Raw genomic sequence first — 24,193 nt, forward strand, 5'->3', positions numbered from 1 at the left:
ATCGTGAAGATGCCTTTCGAGTGGGTTGTAGGAGATTCCTCGAAGGGACTACACGGTGACCGCGCCCACGTCTACGACGAGACCGGCCACCGCGAACTACACCACGTTAAGGGGCACTACTGCGCTCGCGGGCTCCTCGACCAGCGGGGCGCGTGGTCTCGAGACGCCGGCTCGCTGCGCTCGCAGGCTCCTCGACCGGCGGGGTGGCAGGCTCCTCGACCGGCGGGGGTGGCGGGTTCCTCGACCGGCGGGGTGTGGCGCAGCGGGGCGGCGCGCCCTCTCAGCGAGCGGATCGGTCTAGGATCGAGGGCGTAGGCATCCTTTAAGGCCGTCCGGAGAGGCGGGGAAGGGGGTCGGTTCTGAGCGCGCGCACCGTGTTGCAGCAGGCCGATATCGCCCGGGCGTTGACCCGGATCTCGCACGAGATCCTCGAGTCCAACCGCGGCGCAGGCGACCTCGTCGTTCTCGGCATCCCCACCCGCGGCGCGCTGCTCGCGACGCGCATCCAGGCGCTCCTCGAGGGCATCGAGCCGGGCTCGGCCGTGGTCGGCAGCCTCGACGTGACGATGTACCGCGACGATCTCGCCCGCCAGCCCACCCGCGCGCCGGGGCGCACCGCCATCCCGGCCGGCGGAGTCGGCGGCCGAACGGTCGTGCTCGTCGACGACGTGCTCTACTCCGGCCGCACCATCCGCGCCGCGCTCGACGCGATCGGCGACCTCGGCCGCCCCCGCGCCGTGCGTCTCGCGGTGCTCGTCGACCGCGGCCACCGCGAGCTGCCGATCCGCGCGGACTTCGTCGGCAAGAACCTGCCGAGCGCGACGACCGAGCGCATCAACGTGCGCCTGGCCGAGCTCGACGGCATCGACGACGTGACGATCAGCGAGGGGGCCGACGGATGAGGCACCTGCTCAGCACGCGCGACCTGTCCCGGGACGAGGCGGTCGGCATCCTCGACGTCACCGAGGACATGGCCGAGGTGAACGCCCGCGAGGTGAAGAAGCTGCCGACGCTGCGCGGCAAGACGGTCGTGAACCTGTTCTTCGAGGACTCGACGCGCACCCGCATCTCGTTCGAGGCCGCCGCGAAGCGCCTCTCCGCCGACGTCATCACGTTCAGCGCGAAGGGCTCGAGCGTGTCGAAGGGCGAGAGCCTCAAGGACACCGCGCAGACGCTCGCGGCGATCGGTGCGGATGCCGTCGTCATCCGGCACGCCAGCTCCGGCGCGCCCGCCGTGCTCGCGAGCTCCGACTGGATCGACGCCGCCGTCGTGAACGCGGGCGACGGCACGCACGAGCACCCCACGCAGGCGCTGCTCGACGCGTTCACCATCCGCAGGCGGCTGCACGGCGACGCGAGCCGCGGCCGCGACCTCGACGGCGTGCGCGTGACGATCGTCGGCGACATCCTGCACTCCCGCGTCGCCCGCTCGAACGTCTGGCTGCTCACCACGCTCGGCGCGCGCGTGACGCTCGTGGCGCCCGGCACGCTGCTGCCGTTCGGCGTCGGGGGCTGGCCCGTCGACGTGCACCACGACCTCGACGCCGCCCTCGCCGAGGGACCCGAGGTTGTCATGATGCTGCGCATCCAGAGCGAGCGGATGCACGCCGCCTACTTCCCGACGGCGCGCGAGTACGCCCGGGAGTGGGGCCTGACCGACGACCGGCTGGCGCGGCTCGCGCCCGGTACGCTGATCATGCATCCCGGACCGATGAACCGCGGGCTGGAGATCTCGGCGACCGCCGCCGACTCGCCCGCGTCGACCGTGCTCGACCAGGTCGCGAACGGGGTGTCGACACGAATGGCCGTGCTGTATCTGGCGCTCGCCGGCGCGGAGGGAGCGGGAGCATGACCGAGACCACCCTGATCCGGGGCGCGTCGCTCGCCGGCGGCGAGAGGGCTGACCTGCTGCTGCGCGACGGCGTGATCGCCGAGGTCGGCACCGGGCTGTCGGCGGCCGGCGCGACCGAGGTGGATGCCGCCGGTCTCGTCGCCCTGCCCGGCCTCGTCGACCTGCACACCCACCTGCGCGAGCCCGGCTTCGAGCAGAGCGAGACCGTGCTCACCGGTTCGCGCGCGGCGGCATCCGGCGGCTACACCGCCGTGTTCGCGATGGCGAACACGAGCCCGGTCGCCGACACCGCGGGCGTCGTCGAGCAGGTGCAGGCGCTCGGGCAGCAGCACGGCTACGTCACCGTGCGGCCGATCGGCGCGGTCACGGTCGGCCTGCAGGGCACGCAGCTGAGCGAGATCGGCGCGATGGCCGGCTCCCGCGCCCGCGTCACGGTGTTCAGCGACGACGGCGTGTGCGTCTCCGACCCGCTGCTCATGCGCCGCGCTCTCGAGTACGTCGCGACCTTCGACGGCGTCATCGCCCAGCACGCCCAGGACCCGCGCCTCACCGAGGGCGCGCAGATGAACGAGGGCGAGCTCTCCGGCGTCCTCGGCCTCGCCGGCTGGCCCGCGGTCGCCGAGGAGTCGATCATCGCCCGCGACGTGCTGCTCGCGGAGCACGTCGGCGCGCGCCTGCACGTCTGCCACGTCTCGACCGCGGGCAGCGTCGACGTCATCCGCTGGGCGAAGGCGCGCGGCATCCGCGTGACCGCCGAGGCGACGCCGCACCACCTGCTGCTGACCGAGCAGCTCGTCGCCGGGCACGGCGACGGGCACGGGCACGGCGCGGACGCCGCGCAGCACCGCGCCTACGACTCGCGCTTCAAGGTGAACCCGCCGCTGCGCCGCGCCGAGGATGTCGCGGCACTGCGCGCCGCGGTCGCCGACGGCACGATCGACATCATCGCCACCGACCACGCCCCGCACCCGGTCGAGGCGAAGGAGTGCGCCTGGGACGAGGCCGCGAACGGCATGGTCGGCCTCGAGTCGGCGCTCAGCGTCGTGCAGGCCGCGCTCGTCGACAGCGGCGCGATCGGCTTCGCGGACGTCGCCCGCCTGATGTCGAGCGCGCCCGCCGCGATCGGCCGGCTCGACGGCTACGACGCGCCGCTCGCCGCGGGCGGCCCCGCGAACGTGACGCTGTACGACCCGGCCGTGTCGCGCGCGTTCGGCACCGCCGACCTGCACGGCAAGAGCGTCAACAGCCCGTACCTCGGCCGTACGCTTCCCGGACGCGTCGTGGCGACGTTCTTCGAGGGACGCCCGACGGTCGTCGACGGCGTGCTGCGCGAGCCCGAGGAGGTGTCCCGTGGATAAGGCCATCGGTGCGATCGTGATCGTCGCGATCATCGTCGTCGTCTTCTCGCTCATGGCGCTGTCCTGGCGCCGTCGCCGTCGTCGCCAGGACGCGTTCGACGCGGTCGTCGCGGCTCCGGCATCCGAGGGTCGGGCGCTCGCGACGGCCGGCGGCCTCTACCTCGCGACCACGCCGCGCGGCGACCGGCTCGACCGAGTCGTCGTCGGCGGCCTCGGCTTCCGCGCCCGGCTCGCCGTGAGCGTGCACGCCGACGGCGTCCGCCTGCCGCTGCCCGACGGCACCGTGCTCATCCCCGCCGCCGATCTCATCGAGGTCGGCACGGCGAGCTGGGCGATCGATCGCGGCATGGAGCCGGGCGGCATCACGGTCGTCAGCTGGCGGCTCGGCGACCGCGACGTGGAGAGCTTCCTCCGGTTCGACGAGCCCGGCCCGGTCGTCGCCGCCATCCAGTCCCTCATCCCCATCGCAGCAACGCAGAACGGAGGTGATCCGCAGTGACCCGCACCACCGTGCCGGCCGTGCTCGTGCTCGAGGACGGCACGCGCTACCCCGGCCGCTCCTACGGATCGCTCGGCACCGCTCTCGGCGAGGCGGTCTTCACCACCGGCATGACCGGCTACCAGGAGACCATCACCGACCCGAGCTACGCCGGACAGATCGTGCTCATGACCGCGCCGCACATCGGCAACACCGGTGTCAACGACGAGGACCCGGAGAGCCGCCGGATCTGGGTCGACGGCTTCGTCGTGCGCGACCCCAGCCGCGTCGTGTCGAATTTCCGCGCCACCCGCAGCCTCGACGACGACCTCGTCGCGCAGCAGGTCGTCGGCATCTCGGGCATCGACACGCGCGCCGTCACCCGGCGGCTGCGCGACGTCGGCGCGATGCGCGCCGGCATCTTCTCCGGCACGGATGCGACCAAGACCGCCGAGCAGCAGCTCGCGATCGTGCGCGCGGGCGCCGAGATGTCGGGCGCGAACTTCTCGGCGCAGGTGTCGACGCCAGCCGCGTACGTCATCCCCGCGGTCGGCGAGCGGATCGGCAACGTCGCGGTGCTCGACCTCGGCGTGAAGCGGGCGACGCTGCACTACCTCGCCGAGCGCGGCTTCGAGGTGCACGTGCTGCCCCAGACGGTCACGCTCGACGAGGTGCTCGCGATCGAGCCGGTCGGCGCGTTCTACTCCAACGGCCCGGGCGACCCCGCGGCGAGCGACGCGCACGTCGAGCTGCTGGGGGGCATCCTGCGCGCCGGGCTGCCGTTCTTCGGCATCTGCTTCGGCAACCAGCTGCTCGGCCGCGCGTTCGGCCTCGGCACCTACAAGCTGCCGTTCGGCCACCACGGCATCAACCAGCCGGTCGTCGACCGCACCACCGGCAAGGTCGAGGTCACGGCGCACAACCACGGCTTCGCGGTGGACGCGCCGACCGACGGCCCGTTCGAGAGCCCGGCCGGCTTCGGGCGCATCGAGGTGAGCCACGTCAACCTCAACGACGGCGTCGTCGAGGGGCTCACGGCGCTCGACATCCCGGCGTTCAGCGTGCAGTACCACCCCGAGGCCGCCGCCGGCCCGCACGACGCCAACTACCTGTTCGACCGGTTCCGCGACCTCGTGCTCTCGCGCGGCCCGCTCAATGCCACCGACCCCGCAGAGGATCGCTAACCGTGCCCAAGCGCGACGACATCAACTCCGTCCTCGTCATCGGCTCCGGCCCGATCGTCATCGGTCAGGCCTGTGAGTTCGACTACTCGGGCACCCAGGCCTGCCGCGTGCTGCGCGAGGAGGGCGTGCGCGTCATCCTCGTCAACTCCAACCCCGCGACGATCATGACCGACCCGGACTTCGCCGACGCCACCTACGTCGAGCCGATCACCTGGCAGACGATCGAGGCCATCATCGCGAAGGAGCGGCCCGACGCCATCCTGCCGACCCTCGGCGGCCAGACCGCGCTCAACGCGGCCATCCAGCTGCACGAGCACGGCGTCCTCGAGCGGTACGACGTCGAGCTCATCGGCGCCGACTTCGAGGCGATCAACCGCGGCGAGGACCGCCAGATCTTCAAGGAGCTCGTGCTCGCCTCGGGCGCCGACGTCGCGCGCAGCCACATCGTGCACACGCTCGACGAGGCCCTCGTCGCCGCCGTCGACCTCGGCTACCCGCTCGTCGTGCGCCCCTCGTTCACGATGGGCGGCCTGGGCTCGGGCTTCGCGTACGACGAGGCCGAGCTCGTGCGCATGGTCGGCGACGGCCTGCACCAGTCGCCCACCACCGAGGTGCTCCTCGAGGAGTCGATCCTCGGCTGGAAGGAGTACGAGCTCGAGCTCATGCGCGACATGTCGGACAACACGGTCGTGGTCTGCTCGATCGAGAACGTCGACCCGGTCGGCGTGCACACGGGCGACTCGATCACCGTCGCGCCGGCGCTCACGCTCACCGACCGCGAGTACCAGAACCTGCGCAACATCGGCATCGACATCATCCGTCGCGTCGGCGTCGACACGGGCGGATGCAACATCCAGTTCGCGGTGCACCCGCTCACCGGTCGCGTCATCGTCATCGAGATGAACCCGCGGGTGTCGCGCTCGAGCGCGCTCGCGTCGAAGGCGACGGGCTTCCCGATCGCGAAGATCGCCGCGAAGCTCGCCCTCGGCTACCGCCTCGACGAGATCCCGAACGACATCACGAGGGTCACCCCGGCGTCGTTCGAGCCCACGCTCGACTACGTCGTCGTCAAGGTGCCGCGGTTCGCGTTCGAGAAGTTCCCGAGCGCGGATGCCACCCTCACGACGACCATGAAGAGCGTCGGCGAGGCGATGGCCATCGGCCGCAACTACGCCACTGCGCTGCAGAAGGCGCTCCGCAGCCTGGAGAAGCGCGGCAGCAGCTTCCACTGGGTCGGCGACCCGGGCAGCAAGCGCGAGCTCGTCGAGCTCGCGGCCGTGCCGACCGACGGCCGCATGGTCACGGTGCAGCAGGCGATGCGCGCGGGAGCGGCGATCGAGGAGCTCTACGAGGCGACGGGCATCGACCCGTGGTTCCTCGACCAGATCGCCCTCATCAACGAGGTCGCCGGCGAGATCGGCTCGCTGCGCGCCCTCGACGCCGACCTGCTGCGCTACGCCAAGGAGTACGGCTTCAGCGACGCCCAGATCGCGCAGCTGCGCGGCATCAGCGAGCACGAGGTGCGCGCGCTGCGGCACCAGCTCGGCGTCCGCCCGGTCTACAAGACGGTCGACACCTGCGCGGGGGAGTTCCCGGCGCTCACGCCGTACCACTACTCGAGCTACGACACGGAGACCGAGGTGATGCCGAGCGAGCGCCGCAAGGTCGTCATCCTCGGCTCCGGTCCGAACCGCATCGGCCAGGGCGTCGAGTTCGACTACTCCTGCGTGCACGCCTCGTTCGCGCTGCACGACGCGGGCTTCGAGACGATCATGATCAACTGCAACCCCGAGACGGTCTCGACCGACTACGACACGAGCGACCGGCTGTACTTCGAACCGCTCACGCTCGAGGACGTGCTCGAGGTCATCCACGCCGAGTCGGCCTCCGGCGAGCTCGTCGGCGTCGTCGTGCAGCTCGGCGGCCAGACCGCGCTCGGCCTCGCGAAGGGCCTCGAGGCCGCGGGCGTGCCGATCCTCGGCACCTCGCCCTCGGCCATCGACCTCGCCGAGGAGCGTGGACTGTTCGCCACGATCCTCAGCGCCGCCGGTCTCACCGCACCGACGAACGGCACCGCCGTCGACGTGCGCGACGCCGTCGCCGTGGCCGAGCGCATCGGCTACCCGGTGCTCGTGCGGCCCTCGTACGTGCTCGGCGGCCGCGGCATGGAGATCATCTACGACTCGGCATCCGTCGTCGACTACTTCGAGCGGATGGCCGGCCAGGCGATCATCGCGGCCGACAGTCCGCTGCTCGTCGACCGCTTCCTCGACGACGCGACCGAGATCGACGTGGACGCGCTCTACGACGGCACCGAGCTCTACATCGGCGGCATCATGGAGCACATCGAGGAGGCCGGCGTGCACTCCGGCGACTCGGCCTGCACGCTGCCGCCCGTGACGCTCGGCAGGGAGGTGCTCGAGCGCGTGCGCGAGGCCACCCTCGCGATCGCGCGGGGCATCGGCGTCGAGGGGCTGCTCAACGTGCAGTTCGCCGTCGGCGCGGGCATCCTGTACGTGCTCGAGGCGAACCCCCGCGCCTCGCGCACCGTGCCGTTCGTCTCCAAGGCGCTCGGCATCCCGCTCGCGAAGGCCGCGTCGCTCATCATGACCGGACGCAGCATCCGCTCGCTCGTCGCCGCCGGCCTGCTGCCCGCGGCCGACGGCTTCTCGGTGCCGCTCGACGCGCCCGTCGCGGTCAAGGAGGCGGTGCTGCCGTTCAAGCGCTTCCGCACGAAGGAGGGGCTCGTCGTCGACTCGATCCTCGGCCCGGAGATGCGCTCGACGGGCGAGGTGATGGGCATCGACACGACGTTCCCGCGCGCGTTCGCGAAGAGCCAGGATGCGGCCTACGGTGGCCTGCCCGCCTCCGGCACCGTGTTCATCTCGGTCGCCGACCGCGACAAGCGCTCGATCGTGCTGCCCGCGCTGCGGCTCACCCAGCTCGGCTACTCGATCGTGGCGACCGAGGGCACCGCCGAGGTGCTCGCGCGCAACGGCATCGAGGCGCGGGTCGTGCAGAAGCACTTCCTCGGCCAGAAGGCCAGCCCGGTCGAGGCGGACATCGTCGACATGATCAACGCGGGCGAGATCGACATCGTCATCAACACGCCCTCCGGCCAGAGCGCGCGCGCCGACGGCTACGAGATCCGCACGGCGACGGTCGCGGCCGACAAGCCCCTGTTCACGACGATCGCGCAGGTCGGCGTCGCGGTCGCGTCGCTCGAGTCGGGCGGCGACGAGATCTCGGTGACCTCGCTGCAGGACTACGCGCTCGCCCGCGCCGAGAGGCTAGCGCGCGCATGACCTTCGGTGAGCGTCTCTCGGCCGCCTTCTCGGCGCACGGCCAGCTGTGCGCGGGCATCGACCCGCACGCCTTCCTGCTCGAGGAGTGGGGGCTGACGGATGATGCGGCCGGCGTGCGCGAGTTCGGCCTGCGGGTGGTCGAGGGCGCGGCCGGGCTCGTGGGCGTCGTGAAGCCGCAGGTGGCGTTCTTCGAGCGCCACGGCGCCGCGGGGATCGCGGCGCTCGAGCACGTGCTCGCCGCCGCGCGCGCCGCCGGGCTGCTCGTGATCGCGGACGCCAAGCGCGGCGACCTCGGCACGAGCGTCGAGGCGTACGGCCAGGCCTGGCTGACGCCGGGCTCGCCGCTCGAGGCCGATGCGCTCACCGTCGCGGCGTACATGGGCACGGGCTCGCTGCATCCGGTGCGCGCGCTCGCGACCGAGCACGGCAAGGGGCTGTTCCTGCTCGCGGCGACCTCGAACCCGGAGGCGGCCGCGCTGCAGCGCGCGGTCCGCGCCGACGGCGCGACGGTCGCCGCCGGTATCGTCGCTGACGTGCACGCCTGGAACGCCGAGAGCCGCCGCGCCGCCGCGCCCGCCGCGCTCGGCCCGTTCGGCGTCGTCGTCGGTGCCACCGTCGCCCTCGCGGACTACGCGATCGCCGACACGGAGCTCGTCGGCACCCCGGTGCTCGCGCCGGGATTCGGCCACCAGGGCGCCCGGTTCCGCGACGCGACCGCGCTGTTCGGCGCCGCGACCGGCGGCGTCGCGATCAGCTCGTCGCGCGGCGTGCTCTCGGCCGGGCCCGATCGGTTCCGCGCCGCCCTCGCGCAGCAGGCGGACGAGGTGCGCGAGGCGTGCGCCGCGTGAGTGCCCGTCCCGAGCCGCCCGAGGTCGACCGCGCAGCGGCCGGTCGCGCCGCGATCGCCGCCCGCCGAGCCCGTGCCGCTGTGAAGCGCGCGGTCGCGGACCGCAGTCGCACCGCGCTCGACGTGGCCGAGACCGCGTGGGCGGATGCCGCATCCGCCGAGGCGGGACTGCGCGTGCGCGACCTGCTCACGAGCATCCCGACCCTCGGCCCCACGCGCGTCGCGAAGGCCATGCGCGCGCTCGGCATCGCCGAGTCGAAGCGCGTCGGCGGCCTCGGCGTGCGCCAGCGCGCGCGACTGCGGCACTGGCTCGCGGCGCGCCGGGCGCCCGCGGCGACCTCGCGGCTCGTCGTGCTCGCCGGACCGACGGCGGTCGGCAAGGGCACCGTGAGCGCGTACATCCGCGAGCACTACCCCGACGTGCTGCTGAGCGTCTCGGCGACCACGCGCCGGCCCCGGCCGGGCGAGATCGACGGCGTGCACTACTTCTTCGTCGACGACGCCGAGTTCGACCGGATGGTCGGCGCGGGGGAGCTGCTCGAGTGGGCCGTCGTGCACAACTCGTACCGCTACGGCACCCCCCGGCCGCCCGTCGACCGGGCGCTCGCGGAGGGCAAGCGCGTGCTGCTCGAGATCGACCTGCAGGGCGCCCGCCAGGTGCGGGCGTCGATGCCCGAGGCGGTGCTCGTGTTCCTGCTGCCGCCCTCCTGGGAGGAGCTCGTGCGCCGGCTCGTCGGCCGTGGCACGGAGTCCGCTGAGGAGCAGGCGCGCCGGCTCGAGACCGCGAAGGTCGAGCTCGCCGCCCAGGACGAGTTCGACGTGCGCGTCGTCAACTCCGAGGTGGGCGAGGCGGCGCACGAGGTCGTAGACTTGATGCTCGTGCCCGAGGCGCCCGGCGCCCCCCACTGACCTTTCTCCGCTCTCGTTAGGAGCCCGCAATGGCCGACAAGAACTCCGGCATCATCGACCCGCCCATCGACGACCTGCTCGCCAAGGTCGAGTCGAAGTACCAGCTCGTCATCTTCGCGTCGAAGCGCGCGCGCCAGATCAACGACTACTACGCCGATCTGCACGAGGGCTCGCTGTTCGACAACGTCGGCCCGCTCGTCGACTCGACGATCGACGACAAGCCGCTCTCGGTGGCGCTGCACGAGATCGGCGAGGACAAGCTCGTCCTCCAGCGTCTCGCGCCCACGGAGTAGCTCCGCGTCAGCGCAGGGCCCGACCGTCCGCGGTCGGGCCCTTCGTCGTTCCCGGTGCTCTGCGTTCGGCGGTAGATCCGCGCACCAACGGACGGCGTTCTCGCGTTCGGACGGAGTTCCTGCACCAGCCATATGCGCGAACTCCGTCCGTAGCTCCACGGACGGTACGGCGTTCGGCCCGCGGCGGAGCGTTCAACGGGCGGCGGGCGGGCGGGCGAGCGCCGGGGCTCGCCCGCTCGCTAGGCTCGGGGCCGTGGGTCTCACCGTCGTCGTCGGCATCTCGGGCGGCATCGCCGCCTACAAGGCGGTCGGCGTCATCCGCGCGCTCGTGCTCGCCGGGCACGACGTCCACGCCGTCGCGACGGATGCCGCCCTGCGCTTCGTCGGACGTCCCACCCTCGAGGCGATCAGCCGCAATCCCGTCGAGACGGACCTGTTCGAGGGCGTCGCACAGGTGCGCCACGTCGCACTGGGCCAGGCCGCCGACCTCATCGTCGTCGCGCCCGCGACCGCCCACACGATCGCGAAGATCGCGACCGGTCTCGACGACGACCTGCTCGGCACCACGATCCTCGCGAGCCGCGCGCCGCTCGTGATCGCCCCCGCGATGCACACCGAGATGTGGCAGAACCCGGCGACCGAGGCGAACATCGCGACGCTCCGCGAGCGCGGCGTCACCATCGTGGGACCGGAGTCCGGCCAGCTCACCGGCAGCGACAGCGGCCAGGGGCGCATGGCCGAGCCGGAGGACATCGTCGCCGCAGCCCTCGCCGTCACGGGTCCGCGGGACCTCGCAGGCCGGCGCATCGTCGTCACGGCGGGCGGGACGCGCGAGCCGCTCGACCCGGTGCGCTTCCTCGGCAACCGCTCGAGCGGGCTGCAAGGGGTCTCGATCGCCGAGCGGGCCGCCGCGCGCGGTGCCGATGTGACGCTCATCGGCGCTCACCTCGAGGTGCCGGTGCCCGCATCCGTCGCCTTCGTCCCCGTCGGGACGGCGCGCGACCTGCAGACGACGGTGACGGATGCGGTCGCCGGCGCCGACGCGCTCGTCATGGCCGCGGCGGTCGCCGACTACCGCCCCGAGTCGGTCGCCGAGACCAAGATCAAGAAGGAGCAGACGGGCGACGAGCTCGTGCTGCGCCTCGTGAAGAACCCGGACGTGCTCGCCGAGCTCGGCGCGCAGCGGCGTCCGGGGCTGACGCTCGTCGGCTTCGCGGCCGAGACGGAGACCGACGACGACGCGCGGCTCGAGCTCGGCCGCGCCAAAGCCGCGCGCAAGGGTGTCGACTTTCTCGTCCTCAACAGGGTCGGCTGGGCCGAGGGTTTCGTCACCGACCGCAACAGCGTCACCGTGATCGACGCCGCCGGTACCATCGTCACGGAAGCGAGCGGGGCGAAGGTGACGGTGGCGGACCGTATCCTCGACCTGCTCGCCCGCTGACCCTCCCCCGCTCGAAGGACCCTGATGTCGCTGCGCCTGTTCACGTCCGAATCCGTGACGGAGGGGCACCCCGACAAGATCTGCGACCAGGTCTCCGACTCGATCCTCGACGCGCTGCTCACGGTCGATCCGGCCGCCCGGGTCGCCGTCGAGACGCTCGTCACGACCGGGCTCGTGCACGTCGCGGGCGAGGTCACGACCTCGGGCTACGTCGACATCCCGGGCATCGTGCGCCGCCGCATCACGGACATCGGCTACACGTCGAGCGACGTCTGGTTCGACGGCCGCTCGTGCGGCGTGAGCGTGTCGATCGGCGAGCAGTCGCCCGACATCGCGCAGGGCGTGGACCACGCGTTCGAGACGCGCGAGGGCACCTCGACGGATGCCGTGGACGAGCAGGGCGCGGGCGACCAGGGCATCATGTTCGGCTACGCCACGCGCGAGACCCCGCAGCTCATGCCGCTGCCGATCTGGGTCGCGCACCGCCTCGCGGAGCGTCTCGCGGAGGTGCGCAAGTCGGGTCAGGTCGACTACCTGCGTCCCGACGGCAAGACGCAGGTCACCGTCGGCTACGAGGGCAGCGTGCCGAAGACGATCGAGACGGTCGTCGTCTCCACCCAGCACTCGCCCTCGATCAGCACGGGCGACCTCCGCGCCGCGATCGACGAGCTCGTCATCGCGCCCGTGCTCGACTCGCTCGACCTCGACTCCGCCGCGCGCGAGACGCTCGTCAACCCGACCGGCGTGTTCCACATCGGCGGCCCGCAGGGGGATGCCGGCCTGACCGGACGCAAGATCATCGTCGACACGTACGGCGGCGCGTCGCGCCACGGCGGCGGCGCGTTCAGCGGCAAGGACCCGTCGAAGGTCGACCGTTCCGCCGCGTACGCGATGCGCTGGGTCGCGAAGAACGCGGTCGCGGCCGGTCTCGCCGACCGCCTCGAGGTGCAGATCGCGTACGCGATCGGCAAGGCAGCGCCCGTGGGCCTCTACGTCGAGACGTTCGGCACCGGGCACGTTCCCGACGACACGATCGTGGAGGCGCTGCGCGAGGTGTTCGACCTGCGCCCGGCCGCGATCATCCGCGACCTCGACCTGCTGCGCCCGATCTACGCGCAGACCGCCGCCTACGGTCACTTCGGGCGCGAGCTGCCCGACTTCACCTGGGAGCGGCTCGACCGCGTCGACGACCTGCGCGCCGCAGCGCGGCTGTAGCCATGGCCGGGAGCGTCGCGCGCGTTCTCGTGGACTCGCCGCTGCCGCAGCTCGACAGGCTGTTCGACTACCGGGTGCCCGACGCGCTCGCGGCGGATGCCGTGCCCGGGGCGCGCGTGACCGTGCCGCTGCGCTCGGCCGGCCGCACGAGCGCGGGCTGGATCGTCGAGCTCGCCGAGTCGGCCGACTTCGCGGGCGCGCTCAGCGAGCTCGACTCGGTCGTGTCTCCCGTGGCCGTGCTCACCCCCGAGGTGTGGCGCCTCGCGCGCGCGGCGGCGACGCGCGCGGCGGGCAACGCGAGCGACATCCTGCGGGTGGCGATTCCCGCTCGCCAGGTCCGCGTGGAGAAGAAGTGGCTCGCCGGGCACGCCACCTCGACCGAGCGCGCCCCGCGGATCGAGCCCGCCGAGACCCCGGCCGCCGCACACGTGCCGGTGCGCGCGATCCGTGCTGGCGGTCGAGCCGCATCCGTCCCCGGCTATCCGCACCTCGCGCAGGCCGTCGCGGCCCACGCCCGCGTCGCGGTCGACGCGATCCCCGGCGTCGTCGACGCGGGCGGCACATGGGTCGGCGCCTGGGCGCGCACCCTCGCCGAACTCGCCGCGGCGACGCTCGCGCGCGGGGAGTCCGCGATCCTCGTCGTGCCCGACCACCGCGACCAGCGGCAGCTCGAGGCCGCGCTCGCGCAGCTCGTCGACCCGGGCGACATCGCGCCGCTCGACGCGAAGCAGCCGAACGCCGACCGCTACCGGCACTTCCTGCGGTGTCTCGAGCCGCGCCCCGTCGTCGCCGTCGGCACCCGGTCGGCCGTGTACGCGCCGGCCCACGACCTCGGCCTCGTCGCGATCTGGGACGACGGCGATCCGCTGCACGCCGAACCGCTCGCGCCCTACGTGCACGCGCGCGACGCGGCCCTGCTGCGCCAGGAGCAGAGCGGATGCGCCCTCGTCGCCCTCGGCAACACCCGCAGCACCGACGTCGAGCGGCTCGTCGAGATCGGCTGGCTGCTCACGATGAGCCCCGAGCCCGCGGTGCTGCCGCGCGTCATCCCGACCGCGAGCGTCGTGACGGATGACGCGCGCGCCCCGTCCGCGCGCATCCCCTCGACCGCGTGGCGCGAGGCCAAGCTCGCGCTCGAGTCGGGTCCCGTGCTCGTGCAGGTGGCGCGGCCGGGCTACGCGCCGCGACTCGCGTGCGCGGACTGCGGGCGCAGCGCGCGCTGCCTGCGCTGCGAGGGGCCGCTGCACGTCGTGCGCCGGGGCGCGACGCCGTCGTGCCAGTGGTGCGGCGCGCTCGCCGTCGACTGGCGCTGCTCCAACTGCGAGGGCACGCGGTTCCGCCTCGCTCGCGCCGGAAGCACGCGCACCGCGGAGGAGCTCGGCCGCGCCTTCCCCGGCGTGCGCATCATCCTCGCCGACGGGGAGCACCCTGTGCTTGAGGTCGACGCCGAGCCGGCCCTCGTCGTCGCGACGCGCGGCGCCGAGCCGGTCGCGGCCGGCGGCTACCGGGCCGTCCTCCTGCTCGACGGCGAGAGCATGATCGCGCGGGAGAGTCTGCGCGTGAGCGAGGACTGCCTGCGCTGGTGGTCGAACGCGGCGGCGCTCGCGGCGCGGCGCGCGCCCGTCGTGCTCGTCGGCGTCGGGGGAGCGGTCGCCTCCGCGCTGAGCACCTGGCGGCAGGCGGACTTCGCGCGCAGCGAGCTCGCGGATCGGGCGGAGCTGCGCTTCCCGCCGGCGGTGCGCGTCGCATCCGTGACCGGTCGCGAGGCGCTCGTGAGCGAGACCATCGAGCGGCTCGACGTGCCGCCGGTCGACGTGCTCGGTCCGGTGTCGATCGGCGAGGGGAACGCGCGCACGATCGTGCGGTTCGACTTCGCCCGCGGCGCCGCGATCGCCGAGCAGCTCAAGGCGGAGACGGTGCGGCTCGCGACCGCGCGGCGCGCGCCGACGCTCCCGGGCCAGCGTCCGTCGCCGCGCCCGACGGTGCGCGTGCACGTGGACGACCAGGAGCCATTCCTCGACCTCTGAGCCTCGCTGGTCGAGGAGCGCCCGGCGCCCCGCCTCGCTGGTCGAGCAGCGCCCGGCGCCCCGCCTCGCTGGTCGAGGAGCGCCCGGCGCCCCGTTCGCTGGTCGAGGAGCGCCCGGCGCGAAGCGTCGGTCGCGTCTCGAGACCATGACGGATCTCTGTGGGGGGCGGGGTGGTCTCGGGACGCGACGCTCGCTGCGCTCACGGCGCTCCTCGACCAGCGGGGCGGCGCTCCTCGACCAGCGCGCGACGCTCCTCGACCGGCGGGGTAGCGCTCCTCGACCGGCGGGGGCGGCGCTCCTCGACCAGCGCGCGACGCGCGACCGGCGAGAATGGACCCCGATGTCCCCCCTGCGCCTCCTCTTCGCCGGCAGTCCGGCCGCCGCCGTCCCGTCCCTCAAGGCGTTGATCGCGAGCGGGCACGATGTCGCCGCGGTGCTCACGCGCGCCGACTCGCCGCAGGGCCGCAAGCGCGTGCTCACGCCGACCCCGGTCGCCGCGCTCGCGGAGGAGCGCGGCATCCCGGTGCTCCGCGCGAACCGCATCGACGAGGCGACGACGCGCGCGATCGCCGACCTGCGGCCGGACCTCGGGGTGATCGTCGCCTACGGCGCCCTGCTGCGCGAACCGCTGCTGAGCACCCCGCGCCTCGGCTGGATCAACCTGCACTTCTCGCTGCTGCCGCGCTGGCGGGGCGCCGCCCCGGTGCAGCGGGCGATCATCGCGGGCGACGACGTCACGGGCGCGGCGGTGTTCCAGCTCGTGCCCGAGCTCGACGCGGGCGATGTCTACGGGCAGCTCACCGAGTCGATCGGCTCGCAGCAGACCGCGGGCAGCCTGCTCGAGCAGCTCAGCGGCAGCGGCGCGACGCTGCTCACCCGGGTCGTCGACGCTCTCGCCGTCGGCACCGCGCGCGCTGAGCCGCAGGCCGGCGACGTCACGCTCGCGCCGAAGCTCACGATCGCCGACGGGCTGATCGACTGGACGACGGATGCCGCGTCCGCCCACGCGCGCATCCGCGGCGTCACCCCCGAGCCGGGCGCGTTCGCGCTGCTGTCGGGGGAGCGGTTCAAGATCCACCGGGCGGCGATCGCGCGGGACGTGCCGCGACCGGCGCCGGGGACGCTCGCGGCGAGCGGCGGACGCGTGCTCGTCGGCACGGCGACCGACCCGATCGAGCTGCTCGAGGTGCAGCCGGCGGGCAAGCGCCCGATGGGCGCCGCCGACTGGTGGCGCGGGCGCCCGGCCGACGCGCCGGACGCGTTCGACCCGGCCGGGGCATCCACATGAGCGACGACGCCGCGGAGGCACGGCCGGGCGGTGCACGGCGCCCGCGCCCGGGCCGGGCGGGCGCCGACGCCTCCGGGACGGCCGGACGTGCCGCCGATCCGTCGTCGGCGACGCCGGGAGCGGTGCCGCGCCCCGGTGACCCGCGGTCGGCGACACCCGACACGGGCGGTTCGCACTCGCCAGCGCCGCGCGCCGACGACCCGCCGCCGGCCGCGCCCCGCGCCAGACCGCGCGCCGGCGATCGACCGCCCGCCGCGGCGAGCGCGCGCCGCGTGGCCCTCGACGTCATCCGTGCGGTGCACGCGGACGACGCCTACGCGAACCTCCTGCTGCCGGCCCGCATCGCCCGCGCCCGGCTGAGCGCCGCCGACGCCGGCCTCGCGACCGAGCTGACCTACGGCACGCTGCGGATGCAGGGCTACTACGACGTCATCATCGGCATCGCCGCGCGCCGGGACCCCACGCGCATCGACGCGCCCGTGCTCGACGTGCTGCGCCTCGCCGCGCATCAGCTGCTCGGCATGCGCGTACCCGCCCACGCCGCCGTCGACGAGGCGGTCGAGCTCACCCGCGCGATCGGCGCCCGCAGCGCGTCCGGCTTCGTCAACGGCGTGCTCCGCACGATCACGAGAACGGATGCCGCCGCCTGGCGCGAGCGCGCCCTCGCCACCGCGGGCACCGGGCTCGAGTCCCGGGCGATCGGCACGAGTCATCCGTCCTGGGTCGTCGAGGCGTTCACGCGCGCCCTCGACGCGGACGGACGCCTGCCCGGCGGCGACACGGCCGAGCTCGACGCCCTGCTCGCGGCGGACAACGACGCCCCGCGCGTCGCGCTCGTGGCGCTGCCCGGCCTCGAGGGCGTCGCCGAGCTCGTCGCCGCGAGCGGGGGAGTGCGGGCGCCCTACTCTCCCGTCGCGGTGCGCGAGGTCGCGGGCGATCCTGCGGCCATCGACGCCGTGCGCGGCGGCACGGCCCGTGTGCAGGACGAGGGGTCGCAGCTCGCCGCCCTCGCGCTCAGCCGCGTGCGGGCGGTCGAGCCGGGCGAGCGCTGGCTCGACCTGTGCGCGGGACCCGGCGGCAAGGCGGCGCTCCTCGCGGCCGAGGCGCGACTCGGCGGCGCGCGGCTCACGGCGAACGAGCTCGTGCCCGCCCGGGCCGGGCTCGTCGAACGGGCGCTCACCGCGGCGTTCGGCGCCGACGCCCCCGAGGTCACGACGGGCGACGGCACGCTCGTCGGCGCCGCCGAGCCCGGGCGCTACGACCGCGTGCTGCTCGATGCGCCGTGCACGGGCCTCGGAGCGCTCCGCCGCCGGCCGGAGGCGCGCTGGCGCAAGCGCCCCGGGGACGTCGCCGAGCTCGCGGACGTCCAGTCGCGTCTGCTCGACTCGGCGATCGCGGCGACGCGCCCGGGCGGCGTCATCGCCTATGTGACGTGCTCACCGCATCCGGACGAGACGGTCGCGGTCGTCGAGAACGCGCTCGCGCGCCACGGCGACGCGATCGCCCTGATCGACACGCCCGAGGTGCTGCGCGCGATCAGCCGCGAGACGATCGACGTGCGCGGCGCGACGAACGCGCAGCTCTGGCCGCACGCGCACGGCACCGACGCGATGTTCATCCAGCTGATCGCTAGGGTCGAGAGGTGACCGCGCGCATCGAACCCAGCATCCTGGCCGCCGACTTCGTCAACATGCAGGCCGCGCTCGAGTCGATCGCGACCGCGGATGCCGTGCACGTCGACGTCATGGACAACCACTTCGTGCCCAACCTCACGTTCGGGCCGCAGATGGTCGGCCGGATCCAGGACACGAGTCCCGTGCCGCTCGACGTGCACCTCATGATCGACGACCCGGAGCGCTGGGCGCCCGGCTACGCCGAGCTCGGCGCGTTCAGCGTCACGTTCCACGCGGAGGCGGCGCGCGACGCGGTCGCGCTGGCCCGTCGCATCCGTTCGATCGGGTCGCGCGTCGGCATCGGGCTGAAGCCCGGAACGGATGCCGCCCCCTACCTCGACCTGCTCCCGGAGTTCGACCAGGTGCTCGTGATGACCGTCGAGCCGGGCTTCGGCGGGCAGTCGTTCATGGCCGACACGATGCCGAAGCTGCACGCGCTGCGCGAGGCCGTCGACCGGCACGGGCTCGACGTGTGGCTGCAGGTCGACGGGGGCATCGACGACACGACGATCGCGGTAGCGGCCGAGCACGGCGCCGACACGTTCGTGGCCGGCTCGAGCGTGTTCCGGGGAGATCCCGCCGAGCGGATCGCGGCGCTGCGGGCAGCCGCGTCCGCCGCGTCGCACGCGCATCCGGGCGGGGCCGCGTGACCGGCGGACCGCGTGACGGGCGGGGCCGCGTGATGGGCACGGCCCGGCCGACCCGCTCGCACGGCGAGAGCGGGCGGGCGTGAACCGCCCCCGCTTCGCGGCGATCGACGACGGCATGCTCCGTCGCCTGCGCGTGCTGTTCGCGTTCGTCGGCGTCGTCTGGACGGCCTTCGGGGTCGTGCGGATCGTGTACGCCACGAGCCTCGGCGGCCCGGTGCTGACCGCGATCGTGCTGGTGATCGGGCTGGGCTTCGTCACGGCATCCGTGCTCGCGCACGTCGAGCTGCGCGCCCGGGGTTCGGAAACTCAGGAGTAGCGCACCCGCCGCCCCCGAACGCCGCGGTGCGACGGCCGCGCGCCGCGACAACTCCTGAGTTTCCGAATGTGCGACGCTGGAGGCATGGCTGACACCAACCGCACCAAGCCCGAGATCGAGTTCATCGAGGGCCCCGCTCCGACGGAGCTCGTCATCACCGACCTCATCGAGGGCGACGGCCCCGAGGCCGCGCCCGGCGCCACGGTCGACGTGCACTACGTCGGCGTCGACTTCGAGACCGGCGAGGAGTTCGACTCGTCGTGGAGCCGCGGCCAGTCGATCCAGTTCCCGCTGCAGGGCCTCATCAAGGGCTGGCAGGACGGCATCCCCGGCATGAAGGTCGGCGGCCGCCGACGGCTCGTCACGCCCCCGGCGCTCGCGTACGGCCCGGCCGGCGGCGGGCACCGCCTCTCCGGTCGCACGCTCGTCTTCGTCATCGACCTGCTCGGCGTGAAGTAGCCCGCGCCCAACCCGAGTCCCGAGACCGAGTTCCGAAAACTAAGGAGATCCCGCCGGGATCGCGCCCGAACCGCCCGGTTCGCGCAGCACCGGCGCGGATCTCCTTCGTTTTCGGATGCACGCGCCGGTTCTCGCGCGCACGCGCCGACTCTCGCGCGCACGCGCCGGCACGGGTACGCGCCGGGTGCACGGATGCCGCCCCCGCACCCCGGGACCGCCGCCCCCCGCGCCCCGGGACCGCCGCCCCCGCCCCGACCCGGTACCCTGGGAGCGTGAAGACGTTCGACGAGCTGTTCGCCGAGCTGACCGAGAAGGCGGCGAACCGCCCCGAGGGCAGCGGCACCGTGGCGGAGCTCGATGCGGGTGTGCACTTCATCGGCAAGAAGATCGTCGAGGAGGCCGCCGAGGTCTGGATGGCGGCCGAGTACGAGAGCGACGACGACCTCGCGCTCGAGCTCAGCCAGCTCGTCTACCACGCCCAGGTGCTCATGGTCGCGAAGGGCCTCACCCCGGCGGACCTCTGGCGACATCTCTGAACCCCGCCCCGTTCAGAGAGTCCTAGCCGAAAGACACCCATGCTTCGAATCGCAGTGCCCAACAAGGGGTCGCTGAGCGAGACCGCCGCCGACATGCTCGCCGAGGCCGGCTACGCCGGCCGCCGCGACGCGCGCTCGCTCTCCGCCCTCGACGCCCGCAACGACGTCGAGTTCTTCTACCTGCGGCCGCGCGACATCGCCACCTACGTCGGGTCGGGCGCGCTCGACGTCGGCATCACCGGGCGGGACCTCCTGCTCGACGCCCGCAGCGGAGCGCGCGAGATCCAGACCCTCGACTTCGGCGACTCGACGTTCCGGTTCGCGGGACGCCCCGGGGAGTTCTCCGACATCCACGACCTCGCCGGCAAGCGCGTCGCGACGAGCTACGTCGCCCTCGTCGGCGACTTCCTCGCGCGCCACGGCGTGCAGGTGACGATGGTCGGTCTCGACGGCGCGGTGGAGTCCGCGGTCAAGCTCGGCGTCGCGGATGCCGTGGCCGACGTCGTGAGCACCGGCTCGACGCTGCGCGCGCAGGGCCTCGAGATCTTCGGACCGGTCATCCTCGAGTCGAGCGCCGTGCTGATCAGCGCGAACCCCGCCATCGCGGGCATCGACACGCTGCAGCGCCGCCTGCAGGGCGTGCTCGTCGCGCGCCAGTGGGTGCTCATGGACTACGACGTGCCGACCGCGAGGCTCGCCGAGGTCACCGCGATCGCGCCGGGCTTCGAGAGCCCGACGGTGAGCCCGATGCAGGACCCGGACTGGGTCGCCGTGCGCGTCATGGTGCGCCGCGTCGAGGTCAACCAGGTCATGGACGCGCTCTACGCCGCGGGCGCCCGCGCGATCCTCGTGAGCGCGATCCACGCGGCGCGGATCTGAGCGGGGGCCCCGTGACCGTCGCGCAGTGCTGGCCGGTGACGACGTGACCGTCGCCACCCGCGTCATCCCGTGCCTCGACGTCGCCGCGGGGCGCGTCGTGAAGGGCGTCAACTTCCTCGGACTGCGCGACGCCGGCGACCCGGTCGAGCTGAGCCGCCGCTACTACGAGCAGGGGGCCGACGAGCTCACGTTCCTCGACGTCAAGGCCACGGTCGACGACCGCGACACGATGTACGACGTCGTGCGCGCGACGGCGGAGCAGGTCTTCATCCCGCTCACCGTGGGCGGCGGCGTGCGGAGCGTCGACGACGTGAGCCGGCTGCTCGCGTGCGGCGCCGACAAGGTCGGGGTCAACTCCGCGGCGATCGCCCGGCCCGCGCTCGTCGGCGAGATCGCCGACGTGTTCGGCGCGCAGGTGCTCGTGCTCAGCCTCGACGTGACCCGCGCGGAACGGATGCCGTCGGGCTTCGTCGTGACGACCCACGGTGGCAGTCGCGAGACCGAGCTCGACGCCCTCGACTGGGCGCGCGAGGCGATCGAGCGCGGTGCGGGGGAGCTGCTCGTCAACTCCATCGACGCCGACGGCACGAAGCAGGGTTTCGACCTGGAGCTCGTGCGCGCCATGCGCGAGGTCTCGTCGGTGCCCGTCATCGCGTCGGGCGGGGCGGGCGCGCTCGAGCACTTCGCCCCCGCGGTCGCGGCCGGCGCGGATGCGGTGCTCGCGGCATCCGTGTTCCACAACGGAGAATTGACCATCGGCGACGTGAAGGGCGCCCTCGGCGCCGAGGGGATCCTGGTTCGATGACCGACAGCAAAGCCACCGGCAGCACCGCATCAGACAGCACCGCGGCCGTGCTCGACCGGGCCGCGTTCGGCGCCGACGGGCTGCTGCCCGCGATCATCCAGGAGCAGGGCACGAAGGACGTGCTCATGCTCGGCTACATGGACCGCGAGGCGCTGCGCCGCACGCTCACCGAGGGCCGCGTGACGTTCTGGTCGCGATCCCGGCGGGAGTACTGGCGCAAGGGCGACACGAGCGGTCACGCGCAGTACGTGAAGGCGGCCGCGTTCGACTGCGACGCCGACACCCTGCTCGTCACGGTCGAGCAGATCGGTGCGGCGTGCCACACCGGCGCGCACGCGTGCTTCGACGTCGACCCGCTCGAGGCCACGGTCGGCGCGCCGCCCGCGAGCAACACGCCGCCGAGCGACACACCGCCGAGCAACACGCCAACGAGCAACGGAGGAACGGATGCCTAGCACCGGCCGCGCCGAGTTCGAGGAGCGCCTGCGCGCCGGTCACCGCGTCGTGCCGGTCGTGCGCGAGCTGTTCGCCGACGGGGAGACGCCCGTCGGCATCTACCGCAAGCTCGCCGCGGGCCGCCCGGGCTCGTTCCTGCTCGAGTCGGCCGAGCAGGGCGGCATCTGGTCGCGCTTCTCGTTCGTCGGCGTCGCGAGCTTCGGCGTGCTCACCCAGCGGGAGTCCGACGACGGCACGGCCACGGCGCTCTGGCTCGACTACGGGCTGTCGGCCGAGCGGGCGCTCGGGCCCGGCGCGCCGGCCGGACCGCTCGACGCGGTCGCCGCGCTCTACGCGCGCTGGGCGACGCCGGCGGTCGACGGCGCCCCGCCGCTCACGGGCGGCCTCGTCGGCTTCATCGGCTGGGAGGCGATCCGCCAGATCGAGCACCTGCCCGACGCCCCGCCCGCCGACTACGCCGTGCCCGGCCAGGCGCTGAGCTTCGTCTCGGAGCTCGTCGCGATCGACCACCGCGACGGCACCGTGCAGCTCGTGGCGTCCGCGCTCGGCTCCCCGGACGGCGAGGCGATCGACGCGGATGCCGCCTGGGCCGACGCGCAGGCCCGCCTCGACGCGATGCAGGCCGAGCTCTCGCGCCCCTCCGACGCGTGGGTCGGCACGGTCGACTTCGCCGCATCCGTCGCCGACGCGGAGCGCCGGTCGACGCGGGCCGAGTTCGAGGCCGTGGTCGACGCCGCGAAGCGGTTCATCCGCGACGGCGACGTGTTCCAGGTCGTGCTCTCGCAGCGCTTCGCCCTCGAGCTCGAGGCGAGCGCCGTCGACGTGTACCGCGTGCTGCGCACCCTCAACCCGAGCCCGTACATGTACCTGCTCGCGCTCGAGACGCCCGACGGCGAGCCGTACTCGATCGTCGGCTCGAGCCCCGAGGCGCTCGTCAAGGCGCAGCGCGGCCGCGTCTACATGCACCCGATCGCCGGCTCCCGGCCGCGCGGCGCGACCCCGGAGACGGATGCGGCGCTCGCCACCGAGCTGCTCGCCGACGAGAAGGAGCGCGCCGAGCACCTGATGCTCGTCGACCTGGCGCGCAACGACCTGCTCAAGGTGTGCCGCGCGGGCTCCGTCGAGGTCGTGGAGTTCATGCAGGTGGAGCGGTTCAGTCACATCATGCACCTGGTGTCGAGCGTCGAGGGCGACCTGCGCGCGGACGCGGGCCCGATCGACGTGTTCCGTGCGACGTTCCCCGCGGGCACCCTGAGCGGCGCCCCGAAGCCGCGCGCGCTCGAGATCATCGACGAGCTCGAGCCGGCCCAGCGCGGCGTCTACGGCGGCATCGTCGGCTACTTCGACTTCGCGGGCGACCTCGACCTGGCGATCGCGATCCGCACGGCGACGATCGTCGGCGACCGCGCCTACGTGCAGGCCGGCGCGGGACTCGTCGCCGACTCGGACCCCGCGACCGAGCACCAGGAGACCGTGAACAAGGCCGCCGCGCCGCTGCGCGCCGTCGCGATCGCGAACACCCTGCGCCGTCTGGCACCCGACGGGGAGGACGGATGACGGACGCGCGCGGCCGGCGCGCGAAGTCGCTCCTGCTCACGGGCGACCTCGTCGGCGCGGCGCTCGTCTTCCTGGCCTGGACGCAGACCTGGGTGTCGGTGACGCTGCCCGACCTGCCGGCGATCGCCGCGGACGGCTCCACGGCGGCGCCGGCGCTCACCGCGCTCGCGCTCGCCCAGGCCGCGCTCGTCGGCGCCCTCGCGATCGCGGGAGTCGTCATCCGTCTCGGCCTCGGTGTCGTGCAGGTGCTGCTCGGCGTCACGGTCGTCTGGCAGTCGGTCGTCGCGATCGCCGATCCCGCGACCGCGGCCGGACCCGCGATCGCCAAGGCCACGGGGGTGACGGGCGGCGCCCTCTCGCACGGCGCCCAGGTCGCGCTCGCGGGCTGGCCGTGGCTCGCGGTCGCCGGGGGCGTGCTCCTCGCGCTCCTCGGCCTCGGCGTGATCGTCACGGCGCGGGCCTGGCCGGGCTCGGCGCGCAAGTACAGCGCGGTGCGCGTCGCGTCCTCCGACGGACAGCGCTCGAGCGTCGACGACTGGGACGCGCTCAGCCGCGGCGACGACCCGTCCGCGCCGCCCGAGTGACACCGGCGGGCGCCGCCGGACGATCCGGTTCGGGCGACTGATCGACGGCGCCCGGTGTCAGCGCTCCCGAACCGGACCGAA

Annotated in this window: 23 protein-coding genes; all 23 read left to right on the forward strand. The window is 73.6% G+C overall.

Annotated features, from left to right (window positions below; all coding sequences use genetic code 11):
- The first annotated feature begins 359 nt into the window (after window positions 1-359).
- A complete protein-coding gene (gene pyrR, locus QT381_RS13500) occupies window positions 360-902 on the forward strand; it encodes a bifunctional pyr operon transcriptional regulator/uracil phosphoribosyltransferase PyrR (RefSeq protein ID WP_289249602.1) in 543 nt (180 codons plus the stop codon).
- Entirely contained in the window at window positions 899-1,852 is a 954-nt protein-coding gene (locus tag QT381_RS13505) for an aspartate carbamoyltransferase catalytic subunit (protein WP_289249560.1), read from the forward strand. Before pyrR ends, QT381_RS13505 begins: the two co-directional genes overlap by 4 nt.
- Entirely contained in the window at window positions 1,849-3,210 is a 1,362-nt protein-coding gene (locus tag QT381_RS13510) for a dihydroorotase (RefSeq protein WP_289249561.1), read from the forward strand. The genes QT381_RS13505 and QT381_RS13510 overlap by 4 nt, the downstream gene beginning before the upstream one ends.
- Window positions 3,203-3,709 carry a PH-like domain-containing protein gene (locus tag QT381_RS13515; RefSeq protein ID WP_289249562.1) on the forward strand — a complete coding sequence of 169 codons (507 nt, stop codon included), beginning with the start codon at window positions 3,203-3,205 and terminating at the stop codon, window positions 3,707-3,709. Before QT381_RS13510 ends, QT381_RS13515 begins: the two co-directional genes overlap by 8 nt.
- The gene (carA, locus tag QT381_RS13520; RefSeq protein WP_289249563.1) at window positions 3,706-4,872 is read left to right on the forward strand and encodes a glutamine-hydrolyzing carbamoyl-phosphate synthase small subunit; all 1,167 of its coding nucleotides are present in this window, start codon (window positions 3,706-3,708) and stop codon (window positions 4,870-4,872) included. The genes QT381_RS13515 and carA overlap by 4 nt, the downstream gene beginning before the upstream one ends.
- 2 nt (window positions 4,873-4,874) lie before the next feature.
- On the forward strand, window positions 4,875-8,177 hold the full coding sequence (gene carB, locus QT381_RS13525) for a carbamoyl-phosphate synthase large subunit (protein ID WP_289249564.1): 3,303 nt from the start codon (window positions 4,875-4,877) through the stop codon (window positions 8,175-8,177).
- Entirely contained in the window at window positions 8,174-9,025 is an 852-nt protein-coding gene (pyrF, locus tag QT381_RS13530) for an orotidine-5'-phosphate decarboxylase (protein WP_289249565.1), read from the forward strand. The genes carB and pyrF overlap by 4 nt, the downstream gene beginning before the upstream one ends.
- On the forward strand, window positions 9,022-9,933 hold the full coding sequence (gene gmk, locus QT381_RS13535) for a guanylate kinase (protein ID WP_289249566.1): 912 nt from the start codon (window positions 9,022-9,024) through the stop codon (window positions 9,931-9,933). Before pyrF ends, gmk begins: the two co-directional genes overlap by 4 nt.
- A 29-nt stretch (window positions 9,934-9,962) precedes the next feature.
- Window positions 9,963-10,226: a DNA-directed RNA polymerase subunit omega gene (rpoZ, locus tag QT381_RS13540; protein ID WP_289249567.1), complete on the forward strand. Its 264-nt coding sequence runs from the start codon at window positions 9,963-9,965 to the stop codon at window positions 10,224-10,226.
- A gap of 253 nt (window positions 10,227-10,479) precedes the next feature.
- A complete protein-coding gene (coaBC, locus tag QT381_RS13545) occupies window positions 10,480-11,667 on the forward strand; it encodes a bifunctional phosphopantothenoylcysteine decarboxylase/phosphopantothenate--cysteine ligase CoaBC (RefSeq protein WP_289249568.1) in 1,188 nt (395 codons plus the stop codon).
- Window positions 11,668-11,688: 21 nt separating this feature from the next.
- On the forward strand, window positions 11,689-12,882 hold the full coding sequence (gene metK / locus QT381_RS13550) for a methionine adenosyltransferase (RefSeq protein WP_289249603.1): 1,194 nt from the start codon (window positions 11,689-11,691) through the stop codon (window positions 12,880-12,882).
- Window positions 12,883-12,884: 2 nt separating this feature from the next.
- Window positions 12,885-14,909, forward strand: a complete 2,025-nt coding sequence (locus QT381_RS13555; protein WP_289249569.1) for a primosomal protein N' family DNA-binding protein — start codon at window positions 12,885-12,887, stop codon at window positions 14,907-14,909.
- 349 nt (window positions 14,910-15,258) lie between these two features.
- Window positions 15,259-16,197 (forward strand): methionyl-tRNA formyltransferase, encoded by a 939-nt coding sequence (fmt, locus tag QT381_RS13560; RefSeq protein ID WP_289249604.1) that lies wholly within the window; start codon window positions 15,259-15,261, stop codon window positions 16,195-16,197.
- Between the two features lie 272 nt (window positions 16,198-16,469).
- On the forward strand, window positions 16,470-17,843 hold the full coding sequence (locus QT381_RS13565; RefSeq protein ID WP_502877535.1) for an RsmB/NOP family class I SAM-dependent RNA methyltransferase: 1,374 nt from the start codon (window positions 16,470-16,472) through the stop codon (window positions 17,841-17,843).
- Entirely contained in the window at window positions 17,840-18,520 is a 681-nt protein-coding gene (rpe, locus tag QT381_RS13570) for a ribulose-phosphate 3-epimerase (protein WP_289249571.1), read from the forward strand. The genes QT381_RS13565 and rpe overlap by 4 nt, the downstream gene beginning before the upstream one ends.
- A 79-nt stretch (window positions 18,521-18,599) precedes the next feature.
- Window positions 18,600-18,836, forward strand: a complete 237-nt coding sequence (locus tag QT381_RS13575; protein WP_289249572.1) for a hypothetical protein — start codon at window positions 18,600-18,602, stop codon at window positions 18,834-18,836.
- 84 nt (window positions 18,837-18,920) lie between these two features.
- Window positions 18,921-19,295 carry an FKBP-type peptidyl-prolyl cis-trans isomerase gene (locus QT381_RS13580; protein ID WP_289249573.1) on the forward strand — a complete coding sequence of 125 codons (375 nt, stop codon included), beginning with the start codon at window positions 18,921-18,923 and terminating at the stop codon, window positions 19,293-19,295.
- A 272-nt stretch (window positions 19,296-19,567) separates the two neighbouring features.
- The gene (locus tag QT381_RS13585) at window positions 19,568-19,831 is read left to right on the forward strand and encodes a phosphoribosyl-ATP diphosphatase (RefSeq protein WP_289249574.1); all 264 of its coding nucleotides are present in this window, start codon (window positions 19,568-19,570) and stop codon (window positions 19,829-19,831) included.
- 39 nt (window positions 19,832-19,870) lie between these two features.
- Window positions 19,871-20,710: an ATP phosphoribosyltransferase gene (gene hisG / locus QT381_RS13590; protein WP_289249575.1), complete on the forward strand. Its 840-nt coding sequence runs from the start codon at window positions 19,871-19,873 to the stop codon at window positions 20,708-20,710.
- Between the two features lie 43 nt (window positions 20,711-20,753).
- A complete protein-coding gene (hisF, locus tag QT381_RS13595; protein WP_289249605.1) occupies window positions 20,754-21,515 on the forward strand; it encodes an imidazole glycerol phosphate synthase subunit HisF in 762 nt (253 codons plus the stop codon).
- Window positions 21,512-21,970, forward strand: a complete 459-nt coding sequence (hisI, locus tag QT381_RS13600; RefSeq protein WP_289249576.1) for a phosphoribosyl-AMP cyclohydrolase — start codon at window positions 21,512-21,514, stop codon at window positions 21,968-21,970. The genes hisF and hisI overlap by 4 nt, the downstream gene beginning before the upstream one ends.
- A complete protein-coding gene (locus QT381_RS13605) occupies window positions 21,963-23,528 on the forward strand; it encodes an anthranilate synthase component I (RefSeq protein WP_289249577.1) in 1,566 nt (521 codons plus the stop codon). The genes hisI and QT381_RS13605 overlap by 8 nt, the downstream gene beginning before the upstream one ends.
- A complete protein-coding gene (locus QT381_RS13610; protein WP_289249578.1) occupies window positions 23,525-24,112 on the forward strand; it encodes a Trp biosynthesis-associated membrane protein in 588 nt (195 codons plus the stop codon). The genes QT381_RS13605 and QT381_RS13610 overlap by 4 nt, the downstream gene beginning before the upstream one ends.
- Window positions 24,113-24,193 lie beyond the last annotated feature (81 nt).

Origin of the sequence: Galbitalea sp. SE-J8 (assembly GCF_030345695.1) — a bacterium.
Taxonomy (GTDB): Bacteria; Actinomycetota; Actinomycetes; order Actinomycetales; family Microbacteriaceae; genus JAUASV01.